Origin of the sequence: Tsuneonella troitsensis (genome assembly GCF_001441535.1) — a bacterium.
GTDB lineage: Bacteria > Pseudomonadota > Alphaproteobacteria > Sphingomonadales > Sphingomonadaceae > Tsuneonella > Tsuneonella troitsensis.
The window spans coordinates 40016-60099 of the sequence record NZ_LMAU01000003.1 but is presented as its reverse complement, the minus strand read 5'-3'; the positions used below and the strand labels follow the sequence as shown (position 1 = coordinate 60099).

Below are 20084 nucleotides of genomic sequence, written 5' to 3'. Positions count from 1 at the left end.
GCAGCCTTGCGCGGGTTGCGGCGGAACCGGACCGGTCCAGGGCCCGCGCGAGCGAACAGGACAGGCAGGAAATCAGACTCCGGCAGGCCGCGCAAAGAGGGACTACGCGAGTCGAGCTTCAGCCGAGCGAAGGCAGTCCGAACCGCTCGGCCGTGAATTCCAGCACCTCGCCGGAAGGAAACGCAGCCAGTGCAATGAGTCGCCGGCCTTCGAGGCGCAGGTGCCAGCCGCGTCCGTGATCGGGCTCGGCCCTGGCAAAGCACGCGGGATCGAACAACGCGAGATTGATCCCCTGCGGGTCGCGCGCCGAAGGCGAGCGGATCGCCTGTCCACCCGCGGCACGAGCAGCTTCGGCGAGATCCTGACACGCCGAATAGTCGGCCGGGTCGATCCAGCGTTCGCTTTCGCGCGACAGCGGCGGCCGCGTGGTATCGAGCAGCCGGGCAATCGAGACAGGAACGGAGAAGCTCAGGTGTTCGCTCGTCCGGTTGCCCGGAAGAAAGCCCGGTGAGCGGCTGATGAAACGGAGCCGCCAGTAGGCGGTCTCGGTGATCGCGGTCTGCTCGCTTTCGCTGGAATAGAAGATGCCGGGCCGCTCGTTCGCACGCCGAAAGCGGCTGGCCACGCCGTGGCCATAGCGAAAGGGCGAGGCGAGCAGGTAATGAAGACCGCGCGCTGACTTGGGCAGATCCGGCTTGGCTGCATCGGCGAGCTCCTCGAGCCGCTTCTGGCCAGCGAGATTGGCGGCGAGCCGGTTGGTCGAGATTCGGTGCTGCGCTTCGACCACGCGCCAGACGGTCCTGCGGTAGCGGCGCAGCTCAGACGCGAGCGCGGTGGGCGTCCACATAGTCGCAAACCGTCATGAGACCCTTGAAGCTGTCGATCAGCTCAAGGGGCCGCGCCTCGAGGTCAAGATTTGGGGTCGCGAGCCAGGCTCGCGCAGCCAGATCGTCGCTCCCGAGCAGCGCGTCGAGCGAGCGGAACAGGCGCAACAGAAACTGGCCGGCTTCGAACGACTTGCTGGCCGGATCGAGCTCGGATTTGCCCGCGCGCAAACGCGAGACGGTGGCCTGAGACAGCCCAAGAATCGATCCAAGCTTGGCATTGGTCAGACCCCAGAATTCCGCAATTCGGGAGATTGCGTTGGTCAGAACCTTGCCATCTCCCTCCTCGACTTCAGCGGCTCTCGTTGCCATCGGCGCATCCTTTCATATGCACAATATAGCACCTAGCTACTCACTTGAACAGGTCTGCGTTCAAAGATGGCCTCGCCATTCGAAAACCGCCCAATCATGCGGAGCTCGCCGAATTTCGCTTCGAACCGGCTCGCCACCTGCGAAAGCCAGCGCTGCGCGCGCCCGGATCGCGGGTGATAGGCATCGGCATCCCAGTAACCACCGTCGTCGCGCTCGGCGAGCCAGATGGCGACAAGGTCGCAGTAGGTGGAGATCCCGCAATCGGCAAAGGCGTTGCGTAGCAGGATTCGATCTTCGCGGCCGCGCCACCCGTTGCAGGCTTCAAGTGAGGGAAAGGTGATGCGTGCAGTTTCGGTCACCTCCTCTACCAGACACTCATATTCCCACTCCCAATCGTCCTCGTCGTCGATCTCCAGAGTGCGGAAGGCGACGATTGCGCCGGACGGATAGCTAACGGAACGTCCCATCATGCACCTCCCTCAAGCCGCTTCGGCGAGATCGGCTGCCGCAGCCTCGCTACCGGCACCCGAACGCCCTCCGAGCCTCAGGATGAGGCTCGCAGCCTCTTCTGCCTTCGCGGCTGCCGTGAGCATGGCTCGATCATCGGATTTCAGAAGCTCAAGCCATTGCGCGATGTAGCTCGCATGGTGGTCGAGATGCGTGACGGGAAGACCGAGCTCTGCGCCAAGGATCGCGGCGGACAGCTCCGCCACCAGTTCTTCGGCCGCGTAGGATTCGCTTCCGAAGCGGTTCTTGAGATCCCGACCCAGACGTGAACCATGCCCGGTCCAGTGCGAGAGTTCGTGCGCCAGCGTTGCATAGTAGTGGTCATAGCCGTCGAACAGCGCCGCCGTTGGCATCGTAATCCGATCCAGGACAGGCTCGTAGTAGGCTTCGGCCCCCTGATGCCGAAGGTCGGCGCCCACATCTGAAAAGAAGGTGTCGAGCCGCTCTTCCCGCCCGGCAGGTTCGACTGGTTCGAGTTCATGCTTGGCACGATACATTTCGGGCAAGTCATTGCACTGGTCGGCGTTGAAGACCGCATAGGCCTTCAGGACACGCCGCTTCTCGGTGCCATCTTCGCCATCTTCGCGCTCCACCTGCTTGTCGTAGCTCTTGTAGAAGATCGCGATCGTCGATTTCTCGCCCTTGCGAACCTGCCCACCGAGCTTCTGGCACTGCTGGTACGTCATCCAGTAGGGCGACAGGAACCCGGCAGCATCGGCGATCATCCAGAGCCAGAAGGTGTTCATGCCCCGGTAGGGCGTGCCGCAACTGCGCAGGGGTCGTGATACCGGAACCCCGCGCCATGGCTTTACCCATGGTCTGGTTCCTTGCTCGAGTTTCTCGATAATCACGGAGGTGATTTGTGCAGCAGGGGATTGCCCGCCGCTGCGGCGTTTGAACTTGGACATGAGGTGTCTCCCGATTGCCGGAACGAGATTGTCCCGTGGCAATCAGAAGAAGCCTTCTTTCCTCTCATCTGGACGTCGTGTCAGCTTTGCGCTCTGCGACGACTGCTGCGGAGAGCCTGTAGATCTCGCCCATGAGTCGCATAGGTGCGGCCGGCGTCTTCCGCCTCGAGCGGTGCGGCGCGGGGAATATCTGCTATCCAGCCCCGCAGCATCCGGACGGCGAACCGGATTGTTGGGCTTCCTGAATCGGCGGGCACGGAACATCTGCGAAGGAGCAGAAGACGCAACAATCGCCGGAGAGCGGTCTAAGCTTCACGCCGCAATGGTGACAGTCGTAAAAAAACCAGCAGGCATCGGTCGGCATCGTTTCGACTGAGGTGCCGCCGCACTTGGGACATGTGATGGTAGAGGTGGTCTGCATCACGCGCCGCCCAGCACGCGCATCAGCGGCTGCTCGATAAAACCCCACAAAGCGCTGATAACGACGATCACCGTCGCACCCACGAGCATCGCCAGCGTGGCTCGACCTGGCGCCGGCACCGCGCAGTCCGCGTCAGCAGAGCAAGCGCGATGCTTGCGCAGGTAGAGCATCCAACCCGCAATGATCAGAACCGAGGCGATGATTGTCATCGGCCATCGGTAGGGGACGAATACAGCGAGACCGCCTGCTCCGAGCCCTAGTCCGGCGAGCGCGAGAGGCAGCACGCAGCACGCAGCAGCAGAGAACAGGGCGGTCAAGCTGGCCGCCGTTCCCACGGCAGCGACACCTCGCTCGGGTCCCTGCAATCGGATAACGGGAGGGGCACTTCGATCAGTCAGGTCTCGTCTCCAGCGCGATTCGGCGCTATGTGCCACCTGTAGTAGCTACAGGATCAAGGAGTTTATGCGTGGGCGGTCTTTCGATAGGCGAACTCGCCCGCCGCACAGGCGTGCATATCGAGACAATTCGCTACTTCGAAAAAGTTGGCCTGCTCGCCGAGCCCGATCGAACAGAAGGCGGCCACAGGGTCTTTACCGACCAGCATGTCAGGGCCCTGAGCTTTATAAAGCGGGCGAGGGAGCTTGGCTTCACGCCTGGCGAAGTGCGCGCCATCCTTGAACTGGGCGGCCCCGAAGAGGCGTGCTGCGATGAAGTTCGCGAAATCGCGGTTCATCATCTGGACCAGGTCAGGCGCAAAATGGCGGACCTCGAGCGACTGGAGCGGCTGCTCGCCTCGACGGTCGAGCGCTGTTCGGGTGGGCACGTGCCCGACTGTCCGGTCATCGACATGCTGGACGGCGTTGCCCCCTAGAGCATGTAGCCTACGTCCGATGCCCCGGTAGGATAAGCAAACATGGTGCTCTTCAGATCATCGGCGGTGAGATTGTGCCGGATAGCCAGGGCGAAGATGTTGATGACCTCGTCCGCGTGAGGACCGACGAGGTGCGCACCCAGAATTCGACCCGTGCCTTCCTCGACCAGCGTCTTGTATCCGTAAACCGGCTCGGCAAGCCGCCTCGCAGTGTACCAGCGCGAAGCACGCTCGCATTTCAACCGGAATTGCGCTCCCGATCTGCGCGCCTCCTCCTCGCCCATTCCCACAGCGGCAATGGGCGGCAGTGTAAAGGCGACACTCGGCACGCCACGATAGTCGGGCGTTCGCTGGTTGCCTCCGAGCAAGTTGTCCGCGACCACCTTCGCATCATGGCTCGAAACAGGCGTCAGCGGCGGTCCTTGCTGGGCAGCATCGCCGGCCGCATAAACTGTCGGATTGGTGACGCTCTGCAGGTACTCGTTGAGTTTGAGCCGACCTTGAGCGACAGCAACATCGGCTGCTTCGAGGTTCAGTCGGTCGAGAGCAGGGGCGCGGCCAGCGGCGTGGACGACCAGGTCGGCCTCCACCGTGATCCTGTCGTCGCGTCTTTCGCCATGCACGACAAATCCGCTGTCGTTGCGCTCGATCGCAACCACAGTCGTATCGGTCATGACTTGCACCCCGATACTGTCGAACGACTCCGTCAACCAGCCGACGAGCTCCGGCTCGAAATGCGTCAGCATGCGCGAACCGCGCTGGATCACCGTCACCTTAGCGCCAGCGCGTGCCGCAATGTTGGAAAACTCCGCTGCAATGTAGCCGCCGCCGACCAGGACGATCCGCCGTGGCAGTTGCTCCATGGCCAGGAAGAACTCGTTGTCGACCAGATGATCCTCACCTGCGATCCCGAGCGGCACGGGAGCGGCGCCGGAGGCGATCAGTACATGACGGCCGCTTAGCTCTGCTGCATCGACCTTGAGGGTGTTCGGGCCGGTGAACTGGGCCGCACCGTGCAAAGTGTCGATGCCCTTATTGCGGTAGCGGTGCTCGTGCTTCTCCGGCACGGGATCGGTAAAGGTGCGCTTGAAACCGATCAATTCCGGCCAGTCGATCCGCAAATCACCGTCGATGCCGTGTCCGCTCATCCGGCGCTCCGCATCGATGACCTCCGCTCCGGAGACGAGCATCTTCTTGGGATCGCAACCGCGCAAGGCGCAGGTGCCACCAAACGGCTTCTCGTCGACGACAGCAACCGTCCAGCCTGCATCGCGCACCCGCATCGCTGCGACCATTGCCGCCGTGCCCGTGCCGATGATGATCAAATCGTAGTGCATTTGCGCGCTCCTCAATAGGAGAACGATGCTGTAGTTGGTACGGGTTCCCCAAGAGGATCAAAGGCTGTCCACTGGGATGTGACCCCGCTGACAATCAATGCGCTCGTCGATTTCTGGTGACCTTGAAGGCCGGCGCGGCAATCAGTTTTGGATAAGGCGAATGAGGGTTCCGTCCGGATCGATCAGGGCTCCGATCAGGAGACCGCCATCTTCCTGCTGCGGGGGCTGAGCCCGGGGGTGACCCCAACATTGCTCTGGCACTCCAGCGTCTAAACAAACCGAGTAAAACGCGGCCACGTCATCAAGCCGAAGACAGCAACTGAACCAGCTTTCGGCTGGGTTCAGGTCTGGATGTGGGAAGAACTCCAGTATCATGCTGTCACGCTTCAAGATCATCCAGCCGTCATCCCGCCAGTCCTGCCCGAACCCCAACTTGGCGAAAAATTTTGAGGTGACCTCAAAATCCCTCGACGGCAGGTTGGCTGTAGCGTGATCGATCTCGCATCCCCTCGCTGCTCATCATGGAGCTCCAGGCAGACGTTCGCAACGGCGTTCCTGCTGAATATCTAGCGAAGACGTCTCATCCACTAGGTAGAACGACTGACGGTTCAGACTTGGTCAAAACGACTAAAGGCGGCCCGTCCGGAATGGACGGGCCGCCAACCGCGCAAAACCACCTGTCAGGAGGTTCAGGCAGCTTGCTCGGTCAGTTCGTTGCCAGCGTCCTCCGACCCAGCAGACGTTTCTTCGTCGCTAGCGGCTTCCTCCTTAAGAATGCCAAAGCGCATGACGGCCGGAAGCCAAGCCAATGCCTGCTCCTTGACGTCCTTCTCGCCGATGAACTCGCCCGAGAAGATGCGTTCGGCAGCCGAAGCAAGATCGGCCTTCTTGGAACCGGCATAGCGGCTGACAAGCTCGGGCCCGCCCACGGCATCGAAGGCTTCGAGGATGCGCGCTTTGGGCACGCGATCGAAGAAGTTCGCCGCCGTCGGCCTCCACCAATGCGCCATCTCGATCTCGAGCAAGGCGCCCAGCGCGTCGTGGAGCGGGAGTCCGCGCTCACCATCGGTATTGAGGCTGGCAATGAGCGTACGGGCGACCACGAAGCCAAGCCAGAGGCTCCGTGCTTCATCGGGAAGCCCTCGGAACGCTGAGAAACGCTCGATTTCCGAAGCGCCGGCGCGCCAACTTTCGTCGAGCGAACCAGTGAACTCCGCCAGCGCCGCACTCGCCGGAGCATCCTTGGCTTCGAACCCCGAGACCGGGCCGCTCGCAGCCGGCCCAGAGATCGTGACTGCCGTTTTGGCGCGCCAGTCGTGACCATCGGCATCGGCCAGCGTGAAGATCATAAGGTCGAGCGCCAGGCCTGGGTCGTTGACGAGATGGATGGCGAGGACATCGCGGCGCTGCATCGCCAGTTCGTCGAGGAGTCGCTGCGAATAAGTTGCAGGCTTGCTCGACGCATCACCGCCATCTTCGACGGGCTCGATGATGCCCTCGTCGGACTGTGCTACCTCACTTGCGGTGTAGTACTGCGGAACAAGGGTAGGCTCGCCACCGCGCGACAGGACCAGGAAGGCTCCCGCTTCTTCCTTCAGATCTTCGGCAAGCACCGGCGGGCGATCGTTGAGCGCTCGCATGGCCCGATCGATGCGGGCCAGTTGCTCCTCGGCTCTGGCGACCTCCTCCTCGCTGCTGTCCTCGTCCTCGAGGACTGCCGCTTCACGGTCGTAGTCTGCCTCGAGTATCGACAGCTCCACGGCTTCCGCTTCATTCAGCGGGGCCGGCTCGGCGGAAAGGCGGCTGAGCCCCTCGATCAGTTCGTGGCAGACATAGGCCCCGAGTGTCGGACGGACCCACGCTAGGCCGAGTTCCCGCGCTTTGACGCTCGCTGCCTCCTCCATTTTCTTTTGAGCGAGACCCTCGAGCAGCGCGATATCGACCCAGCTCTCGCTGGCATCGTCGTCGAAAAGCTCGCGCTCGATCCGCCCGCCGGCTTGAAGATAGGCCTCGCGGCCAACCAGGATCGCGCGCGGGTCGCTGCCGCGCACGGTCGCGTCCAGCACCATTCGCCGGATCGTGTCGGGCGTGACCTGATACCAGGCGTCCTGCAGCTCGGCGAAGACATGAGCTTGCCGCTCGGTATCCGAGACCGCGCCATAGGCCTTGGCCATGTCGAGGGTGATCGCGCCTTCCACCAGCGCTTCGAAGACGCACGGCGCAAGCGAAGCGAGCCGCAGTCGGCCCTCGACGAAGCGGACGGTCAGGCCGAAGCGCCGGGCGACGTCCTCCGTGGTGGCGCCCGCTTCGATGATTGCGGCGAAGGCCTGCGCTTCGTCAGCGGGATTCATGGCCAGGCGCTGGAAGTTCTCGGCCAGGCTTGCTTCGCGCATTTCGCATTCGTCGCCTTCGATGACGAGGCAGGTCACTTCGTGGGTTGTGGGAATTGCGGCGTCCTCGGCAAGCGAATGCAATGCGGCAAGCCGCCGGCCGCCGGCCTCGACTTCGAACTTGCCGCGCGTCGCCTTGCGCACGACCAGATTCTGGAGAAGGCCGCGAGCGGCGATATCGGCCTTGAGCTGGGCATCGGCGGTAGCATCGCTTACTTTCCGGACGTTGCGGGGGCTCGGGACGAGCTTCTTCAAGGGAATAGACTGGATCATCGATCGTCTCCTGATGGATTGAACGAACCGGTGCGGGTGCATCCCACAAGGTTCGCCAGCCCAAGGCACTCTCTTCTCTCTGCTGTGGGACGTACTGCCACTGATCAGGGAACAAGCGCTTCGAGAATGGCCGGCCCATTGGCCACAGGCACGAACAGGCGCGTCCGGTAGCGGATGATCTCGGAGAAGCAGCCCTTGGCCTTGTACCAGTCGAGCCGGTCGGGCGCGAAGCCAGTCAGCTCGATGCGCTGCTCGCCGCCGACGAGACTGCGCTTGACCGTCAGCGGATCATGGCTCTGCAAGGACTGTGCGGTGCCGCTCGAGAGGACGAGAGCGGCCAGTTCGCCGGGAGTAGGCAAGACCGGGTTGCCGAGGCCGAAGGTCTGCGACACCTTGGCGATATCCGCGGCCGCCACCTCGCGGCCGATGATGGAGGTTCCGTCGGCCGAGACGATACGGGTCACGCGCACGTGATCGTCGGGCAGGCGCTTCCAGACCGGGAGTAGCAGCCCGGTTGCAAGGTGCACGCGTTCGCGGACCGGCTCCTTGGCGGCTTCGATCTCTTCGGCGCGCCAGAGACGTTCGAACGAAGCCGAATCGATGGCCTCCCAGGCGCTTTCGGCGAGCGCCTCGCGGGTCCAGTTGTCGGATTTGAGCGGTCGCAGCAGACGCCGCCGCTCGATCACACTGCCGTCGTCGGCAATCAAACGGCGCGCGGGAACGCTGAGAGCCACCCGGCCCGAACGGGCGTTGTGGAGTGGTATGGCACCAGGCGAGTCAATGTCATGCAGCCGCGCGAGCCGCCCGAAGCGCAGTGGCCGCAAGTGCCGCTCGATCTCCAGCGAGAGGAGGCGGGTTTCGGCGCCGGTCAACGGGTCGGTCCGAAGGATCTGATCCGAGATAACTCGACAGCTGTCGACCTTGACCGTTTCGAGCCCGAGATCGAGTGTTCCCGCTTCTCGCGCAGCTTCGATGCGCGCTTCGATGAGGGCAAGGTACTCGTCAAAGATCGCATTCTGCATCCCGATCGGCAGCGCGAGCACGCGGTTGAGCCAGCGCTGGATCGAGGGCAGGTCGTCTGTAAGACCGCCCTCGGGACCTTCGAGCCGTAGGCCGGTCTGGCGCACGAAATGGGCGAAACTCGTCGCCTCGAGCTTGCCGTCGTATAGCAGGTGGAACCAGCGGGTCAGCGCGTCTCTGGCGTAATCGCTTTCCAGATTATCGGCCGGATCGAACAGGTTCTGTCCACCCGTTTGCCGCTGTCCGCGGGTGAGCGCGCCGAGGCTGTCGAGCCGCCGCGCGATCGTCGAGATGAACCTCCGCTCACCCTTCACATCGGTGGTCACGGGACGAAACAGCGGCGCCGAAGCCTGGTTGGTGCGGTTGGTCCGCCCCAGGCCCTGGATCGCATTGTCGGCGCGCCACCCCGGCTCAAGCAGGAAATGCACGCGCCGCTGCCGGTTCTGGCAATTGAGGTCGGCGTGATAGGACCGGCCCGTCCCGCCGGCGTCGGAAAAGACAAGGATGCGCTTGGCGCCATCCATGAAGGCCTGAGCCTCGGCAACATTGGCAGACCCGCCGCGGCGTTCGAGCCGCTGCTGTCCGTCCCGCCCCAGGACCAGCCGTCTCGTCCTGCCCGTAACTTCGGCGACGATGCTGGTTCCGAAGTGTTCGATGATCGCATCGAGCGCGGTTGCGATCGGCGGCAGGGCGCAGAGCTGTTCGATCAGCGCATCGCGCGCGGCGACGGCGCGTGGACACATGACCGGATTGCCATCGTCGTTGCTCATCGGTTCGGAGCGCAGATTGCCGTCTTCGTCGGTGAAGATCTGCATCAGGCGAGTGGGGAAGCTCTTTGCGAGATAGTCGATGACATACTCGCGCGGCGAGAGGTCGATATCGAGCGCTTCGCGTTCCTCGGGAGTGAGATCGGCCAAGCGGCGGTCGAGCATCGCCTCGGCGGTCGAGACCAGCTGCACGACGACCGAGTGGCCGGTCGCGAGCGACTCCTCCATCGCGGGAACTAGGCTCGGGCGTTTCATTGAGAGCAGGAGCTGCGCAAAGAACCGCTGCTTGGTGCCTTCGAAAATGGACAGCGCAGCAGCCTTAGCGTTGCGGTTGAGTGTGTCGCCGCTGTCCTCATCGACTATCCGCGTCGCCTGAAGCGCCTCGTCGAGATTGCGATGAATGATTGCCCAGGCTTCGGCATAAGCATCGTAGATGGCGATCTGCGCATCGGTCAGACGGTGCTCGAGGATTTCGTACTCGACTCCCGCGAATGACAAAGCGCGGGAAAGGTAGAGGCCCTGAGCCTTTAGATCCCTGGCGACGAGCTCCATCGCCGCGACACCGCCTGCCCGGATTTCGGTCGTGAACGCCTCATGTGTCGGGAAAGCGGTTTCGGCCCCCCACAAGCCGAGGCGGGTCGCATATCCGAGGTTGGAAATGTCCGAAGCGCCGGTAGCCGAGGCGTAGAGGATCCGGGCGCGAGGAAGCCGGTTCTGCAGTCTTAGTCCAGCCATGCCCTGTTCGGAGCCTTTGGAAGCGCCGCGCGCATTACGGCTGCCTATGGCGTTGGCCATCGCGTGGGCCTCATCGAACGCGATCACGCCGTCGAAATCATCGCCAGTCCAAGCGAGGATCTGGTCAAGCCGCGTATCGTCTGCGCGACCCGAGCGAAGCGTCGGATAGGTAATGAAGAGGATGCCCTGGGACCAACAAACCGGTACTCCCAGCTTCCAACTGGAGAGTGGCTGAATGTCGAGGCGCATGCCGCCGAGTGCTTCCCAGTCGCGGCGGGCATCCTCGAGCAGCGCCTCATTCTTGGTAATCCAGATGTGTCGGCGTTCGCCGTCAAGCCAGCGATCCATGATCACCGACGCAATCTGCCGCCCCTTTCCCGCTCCGGTGCCGTCGCCGAGAAAAAAGCCCTGGCGATAACGGGCTCCATCATCCGCCTGCTCGAGCGTGGTTCCTTCCTGAGTGGCTCGGAAGCGCCCTGGCAGATCGTGCGAAAACGCCTCGCAGGCATAGACGAGCGTTTCGAGTTGGGCTTCGGAAAGCAGTTCGCGTGTTCGCCAGTCGGCGGGCATCTTTGGGCGCACGGTGGGTTTCGGAGCCGCGACCGACCCCATCGCGATGGATTCCACAAGCGGCGTCGGATGGACGGGCGCGCCTCCGATCTGAACCCGGCTCGGGCGATAGGGAAGATAGATCCCTGTCTGCTCCGGGACGGGCGCGGGCTCATCGAGCGTCACATAGCCGAGCTCTTCGAACGGCTCGCCAGGTGCAGGGCGAGTTCCAAACGGAGCCGCGGGCCGGGCGTTCGCTGGCTTTCTCAAAGTGCCGGTCGCGGGCCGCGCGGTCAGCACGGGAATTTCCGGAGTATCGCGAGTGCGCGGCGGGAGTTGGCCGATCAGCGTTGCCAGATCGGACAAATCGTCCGCTTCCGCAGTGACCACCGGCTGGTCGACGACGGTTTTGTCGAACACCACCATGCGCACGGGAATGCCTGTGCCGTTCCTGCGAAACGCGCCGGTGATGCGCACATCGAGCCGCAGGCTGGCATCGCTCAACGAGCTGGCGAAGCGAGAAGCATCGAATCCTTCCGGCATGATCGCGACGAGCCGTGCGCCTCTCTTCGAGAGTCGGAGCGCGCTGCGAAGATGGCGCAACGCCGTTGCCGCACTGGCCCCGCGTTCGCGACTGCGCGCAAACGGCGGATTCATGAGGACGACGGTTGGCGGCCTGTGGGTCAGGAGATGTTCGATGACCTCACCGTCGTGAGCGGTCACTGCTGCGTCGGAAAACAGATGGGCAAGTGACTGTCGGCGAGCAGGATCGATCTCGTTGAGCGTGAGGTCGGAGCCTTGAATGGCCGGCCATAGGGCAAGTGCGCCGTTGCCGGCCGAAGGCTCGAGGGCATGATCGGATGAGCGAAGCTGAGCCGCTCGCGCCATGAGCCAGGACAGCATGGGCGGGGTCGAGAACTGCTGCAGCTCGATCTGACCTTCGCTACGCACATGGCGGGGAGGCAAGGCGGTTTCGAGCCATTCAAAGCGCGCGTCCGCTTCATGAATCGCGGTACCGAGCGTAATCCAGCCGTGAGACTTCAGCCACACGAGCGCGCCGATCTCGATCGCATCGTTGTAGTCGTCGATGGACCAACCCGTCCCCCAGGTCTGGATCCCGGTCTCTTCGGCAAAGAGCGCAGAAATGGAGCTACGCGTAAGATGGCAGCCGTCGGCCAGACGAGAGGCTATCCGTTCGCCGATCGTCACCGCCAAGGGCTGGGCACGAGGTTCAGCATCGGGTTCTAAAAGTTCGAACTGAAGCATTGTTGGTCCTCCTGATGGAGGCATCGGGCACGAAGCCTTCTGCCGATCACGAGGCCAAAGCTTTCTCTTCTCTACGAAGCCCGCTTGCGGGCGAGCCAGTTCACCAGTTCGTCGTTCCAGTCGGTGTCGCGCCTTGAAGGACGCCGGACATGGATGGTCCGGCCTTCGAGCGCATGGCTCTGGAGCGCGCGTTCCACCGCCACTTGGCCGCCTGCATCGTAATCGACAAAGAGATGGAGCTCGGTGACACTCTCGGGGATCGAGACGAGCGCAAAGCGCTCATTACCAAGCGTTGCCCAGCACGGGACGCCGGTGAGTGCGCGAGCTGAGAGCGCGCTTTCAACACCTTCGGCGATGCCCAGCACTCCATCGATCGCAGGGAACAGTCGCACGGCGGCTGATCGGAGCGCACCGAGTGCACGCTTCGGGCCGTCGAATGCAGCGAGGCTGGGCGCCTCCGCATCGAGAAATGTTCGGTGAATAGCGATTGGCCCTTCGTCGAGGCTGACGGCTGCAATCATTGCTGGAATGAATTGCGCGCGGCCTTTGGGCCCTAGAGGCGTTCGGGAGTTGAAGCGCAGCGCGGGCGAGACAGCCGTGATACCCCGCGCTTCGAGATAAGCTTTGGCCGGGCTGTCGTTCAGGGGCGAGGCGCCATGCCATGTCCGGAGCGCACCCCGCGAGGGCAACCGCTCAACCGTCGATTCTCCGGCATTCGGCGGAAGGCCGCCGAACAGCTGCGCGGGCGAAAGCCCCTCCCTTCTGAAAGCGTCAATCACGCTCGCTTGGTCGCACCCGGCAAAGCAATGGAACAGGATAGCACGTCGGCCCAGCGTGACGCCGAGCGAGGGAGTGCGATCATCGTGAGCCGGGCACCGGGCCATGCCCTTGGAACCGGACCAGCGCCCGCCGCGGCTTTTGCAGAGCTGGCGAGCAGTTGCTTCGAGGGATTGTGTGTTCTGACCTTCACTTCGGACCTGCATCGGAAGACTCCGTATCGTCTGCTCGCGTCCCCAGCGCTGCCTCTCCTCTTTGCGGTGTTTAATCGCTTTCCTACAGGTTGATGTTCTTTTTATGTTCTCTTGTGATTCGGAGTAATCGAGGAGAACGCGAAATGGTAAGCCGGTTCATTGCAGGCTTGATCTGTGCAGCGAGCCTGACGGCTGCCGAAGGAGCAATCGCTCAGGAATTTCGAATTTTCGATCACGACTATGGAGCGTCGGTTGGGCCCAGTGCGGAAAGCTTGGGCAGCGAAAGCAGTCCGCGCTCGACGGAAAGTACACTTGCGTTTCGCGCAGTCGTTTCCGGCTATCGGGAAGCGATCTACCTGCCGCTCATCCGCGACGCCGAGTTAAGGTATCGGCTACCGCCGCGGCTTCTTCAGGCTCTGATCTGGGCGGAGTCCCGGTTCAACCCGCTTGCGGTCAGTCCCGCAGGGGCGGCAGGTCTGGCCCAACTGATGCCGGCCACCGCCCGCGAACTCGGCGTCGCAAACCGGCATGATCCGAGGGAGAATATCGAGGGTGGTGCGCGCTACCTCAGGCAGATGCTAGATCGGTTCGGATCGGTACATCTCGCCCTTGCCGCATACAACGCTGGACCCGGCGCCGTGAGGAAGGCAGGCGGGATTCCAAGGAATCGCGAGACGCCGGGTTATGTGCGCAACGTTCTCGGTCGTTGGATGGCATACACAAATTAATCGACATGAATCGCAAACGCATCACCGGACGCCTTGAACACACTCCCCGCGGATTCGCGGTCATTACCGATGCAGGTGAACGTTGGATCCTCGAAGATTGCGCACCCGATAGCGCTCTTGTGGGTAACGACATCATTGCCGAAGGCGTAGTTTCAGGACTCGATCGGCTGCGGGCCGCCTGGATCGGTTCTCCGGCCCATTGACCTTTGCTCCCTGCTTAAACAGAAATCCGCCCAATCCCGCATCAGGTTCTTGCGCTTCGCGAAGAAATCGGTTCGCCGATACGCGGCTTCAACCTTGTTCGAAATTGTGTGGGCGAGAGCCGCCTCTGCCACTTCTCCCTGATAATCAGTTTCCTCGGCGACCCAATCGCGAAACGAGGAGCGAAAGCCGTGGACGGTGCAATCGAGATCCATGTCACGCACGATCTTCAGCAATGTCATGTCGGACATCGGAAGCTTCGGTCGTTGCCCAGGGAAGACAAGGTCGCTCGCCTCACAGCGGAATACCTGGGCTCTTTCAAGGACATCCAGGGCTTGGGGCGTAAGTGGAACATGATGCTCGCGGTTAATTTTCATGCGCTCGGCAGGAATCGTCCAAACCGCTGCCTTGAGATCGATCTCCGACCAACATGCCCCCCGCACCTCGCCCGAGCGCGAAGCGTTGAGGATCAGGTACTCCAAGGCCAAGCGGCCGATTGAGGTGCGGCTACGCAACTTCGCGAGAAACGCAGGGACCTCTTCAAAAGGCATCGCCGCAAAATGGCCCGACTTCCTGGGCTGCCTTGGCAATCCCTTCGCGATTGAGCGCATTGGTGCTTCGGTAGTCCGATAACCCTTCGCATAGGACCAGTCGAGGATCGTGCCTATTCGCTGCCGAACCCGGCGGGCGGTTTCCGGCTTAGCGAGCCAGATTGGTGCTAGGGCATCACGAATTGCCGGGCCTTCGATCTCCGAGACGAGCCGCTCGCCAATGTGAGGAAATACATAGGTCTGCAACGTCGCCAACCATTGGGCCTGATGCTTGCCGTTCTTCCAACTGGCCTTGTGCTCTTCGTGGACTCTCACGGCGGCGCCGCGGAAGGTGGGAATGACGTTCTTTTCCTTCTTGCGCTCGGCGATCACGTCGATCCCGGCCTTGGCCTGTCGGCGCACATCCGCAGCGGTCTCGCGCGCCTCGCCCAATGAAATTTCAGGATAGGAGCCGATTCCTATATCCCTTCGGCGTCCGGCATTCTGCACACGCACGATCCAGCTAGCCTTGCCCGACTGGTTGAGGACAAGGATCAACCCGCTGCCGTCGGAATAGCGTCCGGCATCCTTGAGGTTTCTAACCTTGATTGCGGTTAGGCTTCCCATGCGTCCGCCACACTCCTTTCCCCACATTCTTCCCCACACCATGCGGGAGATGTCGTGAAACATATAGAGAACAACTGAGATGACAGCAAGCCAGAAAATGGCGGAAATCCGCCGCTTTTAGAGACAATCCGGGAAGTATAGGGAATTGGTAATTGGCGGAGAGGGTGGGATTCGAACCCACGGTACGGTTTCCCGCACACCGCATTTCGAGTGCGGCGCATTCGACCACTCTGCCACCTCTCCGCGAGGTTCGTGCGCTTGAGGCCCGATGGACCCGGTCGAAACGAGGGCGCCGCCTAGCCGAGGCGTTTGCACTTGCCAAGAGCGAACCTCGCATCCGGTGGTGGACGATAATCCGGCCTTGCTTGTTTCGCACCTGCGAAGGCCTATATTCGCTGGCGAAATGGACCGTGCACACTTCTTCTCCGCCACCGCTGGCCGCACCATCGAGGCGCCGCGCCACGCGCGTGCTCGCTTCGCGATCGGAGAGGTCGTGCGCCACCGGGTGTTCGATTTCCGCGGCGTGGTGTTCGATATCGATCCGGTCTTCGCCAACAGCGACGAATGGTACGAGGCGATTCCCGCGGCAGTACGCCCGCACAAGGACCAGCCGTTCTATCACCTGCTCGCCGAGAACGGCGAATCGTCCTACGTCGCCTATGTCAGCCAGCAGAACCTGCTGCGCGATGCGGAGAACGGGCCAGTCGACCACCCTCAGGTAGGCGAGTTGTTCGACGATTTCGCCGACGGCCGCTACAAGCTGCGCCGCGGTCTCACGCACTAGCTCCTGAGCTTCCACCCGCTGCGCAGCAGTGCGTAGGTCGCTCCGCCCAGAACCAGATTGAACATGGCAAGGCCAGCCGCGCTCCACAGCACGGCCTGATTGGTGCTGCCGATGTCGCTCTGGCCGAGGAACCCGAAGCGAAAGCCCGAGATCACGTAGAAGAACGGATTGGCGCGGCTGATCGCCTGGAAAGCCGGGCTCAGGTTGTCGATGACGTAGAACGTGCCCGACAGGAGGCTCAGCGGCGCGACGACGAAGTTGGTGATCGCCGCCGCGTGATCGAACTTCTCTGCCCAGATGGAGGTCAGCAGGCCCAGCAGCGCGAGCATGGTGGCTCCCATCAATCCGAACCATGCCACGGCCCACGGGTGCGCCATCGTCAGGCTGACGCCCGGATAGAGCAGCATCGCAAAGCCGACCGCGGCGCCGACCAGCACCGCTCGGGTCACTGCGGCGGCGACGATGCCGGTCATCAGTTCGCCATGCGACAACGGCGGCATGAGCAGGTCGATGATCGTTCCCTGGATTTTGCCCGACAAAAAGCTGAAGCTGGAATTGGCGAACGCGTTCTGCATCATCCCCATGACAATCAGGCCGGGGGCGACGAAGGTGGCGAACGGCACGCCGAGCATTTCACGACCCTCGCGTCCGAGCGCGACGGTGAATATGACCAGAAACAGCAGCGTCGTGACCGCCGGGGCCCAGACGGTCTGCGTCTGCACCTTGAGAAACCGGCGAACCTCCTTAATATAGAGACTCCACAACCCGATCCGGTTGACGCCCAGGATTACCGGCTCGCCCCGCGGACGAAATGCAGCGGTGGCGGGCGCGGTGCTCTCGATGGGCTGGACTTGATCGGCCATGGCGCGGCGACTAGGGCCAAGCGCCCCCGGTGACAAGCAGCTCGGTTGGCACCGCGCACGAATGACAGGACGAGATACCTTCGGATGAGCTGGACTGACGAACGCATCGCGACGTTGAAGAAGATGTGGGAGGGCGGGTCTACCGCCAGCCAGATCGCCGACGAACTGGGCGGCGTGAGCCGTAACGCCGTTATCGGCAAGGCGCATCGCCTCGGGCTCAAGGCGCGCCCGTCTCCGGTCAAACCGAACGAGGACAAGCCCGAGCCAAAGAAGGCCGCCGCCACCTCCGCGCCCGCGAAGCCCGCCGTGAAGAAGCCCGCCCCTGTCGCACCGCGTCCGGCAACCGCCGCTGCGCCCGCGGCTGCACCTGCGCCCTCTCCTGCCGCCGAAGCAGCGCCCCGCGCGCCGCAAAGCGACATCCCGAGCCAGCCCATCCCCAATCCGACGCATGGCCTGCCCAGGGTCGTCTCGGTCGGCCCCGGCGGCTTCCTGCGCCAGGGACCCGGCGATCAGCAGGCTCCGATCCCGCCGGCTCCGCCGCGCCGCCTGGTGCCCGCCAAGCCGAGCCCGGAAATCGCCGGCAAGACCAGCCTGCTGGACCTCAGCGAACGCGTCTGCCGCTGGCCGATGGGCCATCCGGGCGAACCCGACTTCCATTTCTGCGGGCAGGCGGTGAACCCCGGCTTCCCGTATTGCGTTGAGCATTGTGGCCGGGCCTACCAGGCCCAGCTGCCTCGCGGCGCGCGCCGTCCCCCTCCGCCGCTGCCCTTCGGCGGTCCTCGGGTCCGCTGATCATCACAACAACGACAAGGCCCGGCCGTCGCGAGACTGCCGGGCCTTTCGATTGAAGGAGAGCATGATGCCGATTTCGCTCCACGCCGCCTATGTCCCAGGCGCGCTCCAGATGCTGGGCACCGCCCGCCACCTCGTCGACAAAGCCGAAGCTTGGTGCGCCGAAACCGGGTGCGACGAGGCGGAACTGATCGGTACGCGCATCATCGACGACATGCTGCCGTTCTCGTACCAGGTGAAGTGCGTGGCCGAGCACACCCAGGGCGCGGTCGAGGGCGTACGCAAGGGTGTCTACTCGCCCGACCTCGCGCCGCCCCCCGGCGATTTTGCCACCCTGCGCACGAAACTGGCCGACGCGGTCGCGGCGATGGAGGCCCTTACCGAAGCCGACATGGAAGGTTTCATGGGCCAGCCGATGCGCTTCGAATTCCGCGATAGCGCAATGAACTTCACGGCAGAGGATTTCCTGTTGAGCTTCAGCCAGCCCAACTTCTATTTCCACTGCGCGACTGCCTACGACATCCTGCGGATGAAGGGCGTGCCGGTGGGCAAGCGCGACTTCATGGGCCGGGTCCGGATCAAGCCCTAGGGCCGCCGGGCGAACCAGATCGTGTGGCGCGGGCCCTTGTTGTTGGGCCGCGCGCGCACCGTCCGCTCGTCGACCACGAAGCCCGCATCCTTGAGGCGCCGGGCGAACTTGGGATCGGGCGCGGCGGACCACACCGCCAACACCCCAGCGGGTGCCAGGGCATCGCGTGCGCGCGCCAATCCGGTGCGGGTGTAGAGCCGTTCGTTGCCGTCGCGGACGATCCCGTCGGGACCGTTGTCGACATCCAGCAGGATCGCGTCCCAGCGCTCGCTCGTGCCGTCGACGGCATCGTCGATCAGGGCGGCAACGTCGCACAGTTCGATGTGAACGCGCGGATCGGACAGGCTGTCGCCGGTAAGGTGCGCGAGCGGGCCCTTGGCCCACTCCACGATCTCGGGGACGATTTCCGCCACGGTCACGCTACCCCGCTCGCTCATGCGCGCGAGTGCGGCGCGTAGCGTGAAGCCCATGCCATAGCCGCCGATCAAGAGCCGCGGTGCGTCGGTCTCGAGTTCGGCGATCGTCAGTTCGGCAAGCTGTTCTTCGGAAAAGCGCATCCGCGTGCCCATCAGCTCGTCGCGGCCGAGCATGACGACGTGGTCGCCGCCGTGCTTCACCAGCGTCAGCGTATCGCCGCCCGGAATCCGCGCGGTGGCGATCGTTTCGCGCGGGATCATCCAAGCACCGGGGGTTCGGGTTGGGCCAACTCGATCTCTAGACGGGCGATCGTCCCGCGTCCCACCGGCGCGGCCGCCAGCGAAAACCGCCCGCCGAGCGATACCGCCAGCGTGCGCGCGATCCTGAGGCCGAGGCTTTCGCTGGCGTCTACGTCGAAGTTTGCGGGCAGACCGGCGCCGTCGTCGGCGATGGTCACCTCGACGCCGGTTTCGATCGGCGCAACGGTCACAACCACGTGGCCGCCCCCGCCCGCGCCGAAGCCATGCTCGATGGCGTTGTTAAGCGCTTCGGCGACGACCAGCGCGGTGGGGATCGCCTTGTCGGCGGGGAGCGCCGGGTCGGTCTGCGCCTCGAACGCATAAGTCAGGTTGTCGCGACCCGATGCGGCGATCACGTCGCGCGAGATCTGGTCGATGTATGCTGCCAGGCTGAGCTGAGCGCCTGCGGGATCGTAGAGCTGGCGGTGAATGCGCCCGACTAGGCCGAGTCGACGGCTCGCCTCGTCCAGCGCGCTGATCGCCGCCTTGTCGGTCAGGCGGCGCTTCTGGAGAGCGATCAGCGAGGACACCATCTGCAGGTTGTTGCCCACCCGGTGCTGCAATTCCTGGAACAACAGCTCGCGGTTTTCCGCAAGGTCGAGGCTTCGCCGGCGCTCTATCAGAAGATCGCGATTGGCAGCTTGCATCCAATTCACCAGCGCGATCTCCACCGCCACGATAAACACATAGAACAGCAGAGCGAGGGCCGTGTCGAATCCGACCGCGAAACTGTTGAGCGGAGGGATGAAGAAATACCAGGCGGCGAGCCCCGAGAGCGCCGCACACACGATCCCCGGTCTCAGCCCGAAGAAGAAGGCGGTGACGATCACCGCTGGGAAGAAAGTCAGGAACGGAAAGCCCGGGGGCAGGCCTTCGCCGATTTCCCAGCGGACGAACCACGCCAGCAGAGCCAGTCCCACCGCGACCGCATAGCCCATCCACGGCCGGTCCCGCGCGAGCGGAAGCCGGGTCAGGAAAGGCACATGGCCCGTTACGTTTGCTTCACTCATCGCGCACCCCTCGGCGAAAGTTCGCCGCATACA

General features: G+C 63.3%; 20 protein-coding genes, 1 tRNA gene and 1 pseudogene. 6 read left to right on the top strand and 16 right to left on the bottom strand.

Annotated features, from left to right (window positions below; all coding sequences use genetic code 11):
* Positions 1-118: 118 nt before the first annotated feature.
* From AR323_RS07065 to AR323_RS07045, 6 genes are all read right to left on the bottom strand, one after another.
* Entirely contained in the window at positions 119-847 is a 729-nt protein-coding gene (locus tag AR323_RS07065; protein ID WP_057883277.1) for an RES family NAD+ phosphorylase, read from the bottom strand.
* On the bottom strand, positions 819-1196 hold the full coding sequence (locus AR323_RS07060) for an antitoxin Xre/MbcA/ParS toxin-binding domain-containing protein (protein WP_057883276.1): 378 nt from the start codon (positions 1194-1196) through the stop codon (positions 819-821). Before AR323_RS07060 ends, AR323_RS07065 begins: the two co-directional genes overlap by 29 nt.
* A 32-nt stretch (positions 1197-1228) precedes the next feature.
* Positions 1229-1663 (bottom strand): hypothetical protein, encoded by a 435-nt coding sequence (locus tag AR323_RS07055; RefSeq protein WP_057883714.1) that lies wholly within the window; start codon positions 1661-1663, stop codon positions 1229-1231.
* Between the two features lie 12 nt (positions 1664-1675).
* Positions 1676-2611, bottom strand: coding sequence for an ArdC family protein (locus AR323_RS07050; RefSeq protein ID WP_057883275.1), 936 nt, complete (start codon positions 2609-2611; stop codon positions 1676-1678).
* Between the two features lie 193 nt (positions 2612-2804).
* A complete protein-coding gene (locus AR323_RS15290) occupies positions 2805-3032 on the bottom strand; it encodes a GDCCVxC domain-containing (seleno)protein (RefSeq protein WP_083495284.1) in 228 nt (75 codons plus the stop codon).
* Entirely contained in the window at positions 3032-3241 is a 210-nt protein-coding gene (locus AR323_RS07045) for a hypothetical protein (protein ID WP_057883274.1), read from the bottom strand. The genes AR323_RS15290 and AR323_RS07045 overlap by 1 nt, the downstream gene beginning before the upstream one ends.
* A 218-nt stretch (positions 3242-3459) precedes the next feature.
* Between AR323_RS07045 and AR323_RS07040 the strand changes: the two are divergent.
* A pseudogene (locus AR323_RS07040) lies at positions 3460-3765 on the top strand (MerR family transcriptional regulator); the annotation flags it as partial.
* A 134-nt stretch (positions 3766-3899) separates the two neighbouring features.
* Here AR323_RS07040 and AR323_RS07035 read toward each other — a convergent pair.
* From AR323_RS07035 to AR323_RS15415, 5 genes are all read right to left on the bottom strand, one after another.
* Positions 3900-5240, bottom strand: a complete 1341-nt coding sequence (locus AR323_RS07035; RefSeq protein ID WP_057883272.1) for a dihydrolipoyl dehydrogenase family protein — start codon at positions 5238-5240, stop codon at positions 3900-3902.
* A gap of 141 nt (positions 5241-5381) precedes the next feature.
* A complete protein-coding gene (locus AR323_RS14945; RefSeq protein WP_057883271.1) occupies positions 5382-5738 on the bottom strand; it encodes a bleomycin resistance protein in 357 nt (118 codons plus the stop codon).
* 191 nt (positions 5739-5929) lie between these two features.
* Positions 5930-7903, bottom strand: a complete 1974-nt coding sequence (locus tag AR323_RS07025; RefSeq protein WP_057883270.1) for a ParB/RepB/Spo0J family partition protein — start codon at positions 7901-7903, stop codon at positions 5930-5932.
* Between the two features lie 104 nt (positions 7904-8007).
* Positions 8008-12240 (bottom strand): strawberry notch family protein, encoded by a 4233-nt coding sequence (locus tag AR323_RS07020; protein ID WP_057883269.1) that lies wholly within the window; start codon positions 12238-12240, stop codon positions 8008-8010.
* 71 nt (positions 12241-12311) lie between these two features.
* Positions 12312-13124, bottom strand: coding sequence for a DUF7146 domain-containing protein (locus AR323_RS15415; RefSeq protein WP_123321790.1), 813 nt, complete (start codon positions 13122-13124; stop codon positions 12312-12314).
* A 230-nt stretch (positions 13125-13354) separates the two neighbouring features.
* Between AR323_RS15415 and AR323_RS07010 the strand changes: the two genes are divergently transcribed.
* Together AR323_RS07010 and AR323_RS15115 are read left to right on the top strand one after the other, a co-directional pair.
* Positions 13355-13939 carry a lytic transglycosylase domain-containing protein gene (locus tag AR323_RS07010; RefSeq protein ID WP_057883267.1) on the top strand — a complete coding sequence of 195 codons (585 nt, stop codon included), beginning with the start codon at positions 13355-13357 and terminating at the stop codon, positions 13937-13939.
* A gap of 5 nt (positions 13940-13944) precedes the next feature.
* Positions 13945-14142 (top strand): DUF5818 domain-containing protein, encoded by a 198-nt coding sequence (locus tag AR323_RS15115; protein WP_235510491.1) that lies wholly within the window; start codon positions 13945-13947, stop codon positions 14140-14142.
* Here AR323_RS15115 and AR323_RS07005 read toward each other — a convergent pair.
* Both AR323_RS07005 and AR323_RS07000 read right to left on the bottom strand, forming a co-directional pair.
* Complete coding sequence (locus tag AR323_RS07005; RefSeq protein ID WP_057883713.1) at positions 14092-15297, bottom strand: tyrosine-type recombinase/integrase; 1206 nt, start codon at positions 15295-15297, stop codon at positions 14092-14094. The two genes, AR323_RS15115 and AR323_RS07005, sit on opposite strands and share 51 nt — an antisense overlap.
* Before the next feature lie 153 nt (positions 15298-15450).
* Positions 15451-15540 (bottom strand) — tRNA-Ser (locus AR323_RS07000).
* A 160-nt stretch (positions 15541-15700) separates the two neighbouring features.
* Here AR323_RS07000 and hspQ point away from each other — a divergent pair.
* Complete coding sequence (hspQ, locus tag AR323_RS06995) at positions 15701-16081, top strand: heat shock protein HspQ (protein WP_057883266.1); 381 nt, start codon at positions 15701-15703, stop codon at positions 16079-16081.
* On the opposite strand, the gene AR323_RS06990 is transcribed toward hspQ, so the two are convergent.
* Complete coding sequence (locus AR323_RS06990; protein ID WP_057883265.1) at positions 16078-16944, bottom strand: ABC transporter permease; 867 nt, start codon at positions 16942-16944, stop codon at positions 16078-16080. The two genes, hspQ and AR323_RS06990, sit on opposite strands and share 4 nt — an antisense overlap.
* 84 nt (positions 16945-17028) lie before the next feature.
* Between AR323_RS06990 and AR323_RS06985 the strand changes: the two genes are divergently transcribed.
* Both AR323_RS06985 and AR323_RS06980 read left to right on the top strand, forming a co-directional pair.
* On the top strand, positions 17029-17736 hold the full coding sequence (locus tag AR323_RS06985; protein ID WP_057883264.1) for a GcrA family cell cycle regulator: 708 nt from the start codon (positions 17029-17031) through the stop codon (positions 17734-17736).
* A 64-nt stretch (positions 17737-17800) separates the two neighbouring features.
* Entirely contained in the window at positions 17801-18325 is a 525-nt protein-coding gene (locus tag AR323_RS06980) for a DUF1993 domain-containing protein (RefSeq protein WP_235510490.1), read from the top strand.
* On the opposite strand, the gene AR323_RS06975 is transcribed toward AR323_RS06980, so the two are convergent.
* Complete coding sequence (locus AR323_RS06975) at positions 18322-19002, bottom strand: spermidine synthase family protein (RefSeq protein WP_057883263.1); 681 nt, start codon at positions 19000-19002, stop codon at positions 18322-18324. The genes AR323_RS06980 and AR323_RS06975 overlap by 4 nt on opposite strands.
* Positions 18999-20051: a sensor histidine kinase gene (locus tag AR323_RS06970; protein WP_057883262.1), complete on the bottom strand. Its 1053-nt coding sequence runs from the start codon at positions 20049-20051 to the stop codon at positions 18999-19001. The genes AR323_RS06975 and AR323_RS06970 overlap by 4 nt, the downstream gene beginning before the upstream one ends.
* Positions 20052-20084 lie beyond the last annotated feature (33 nt).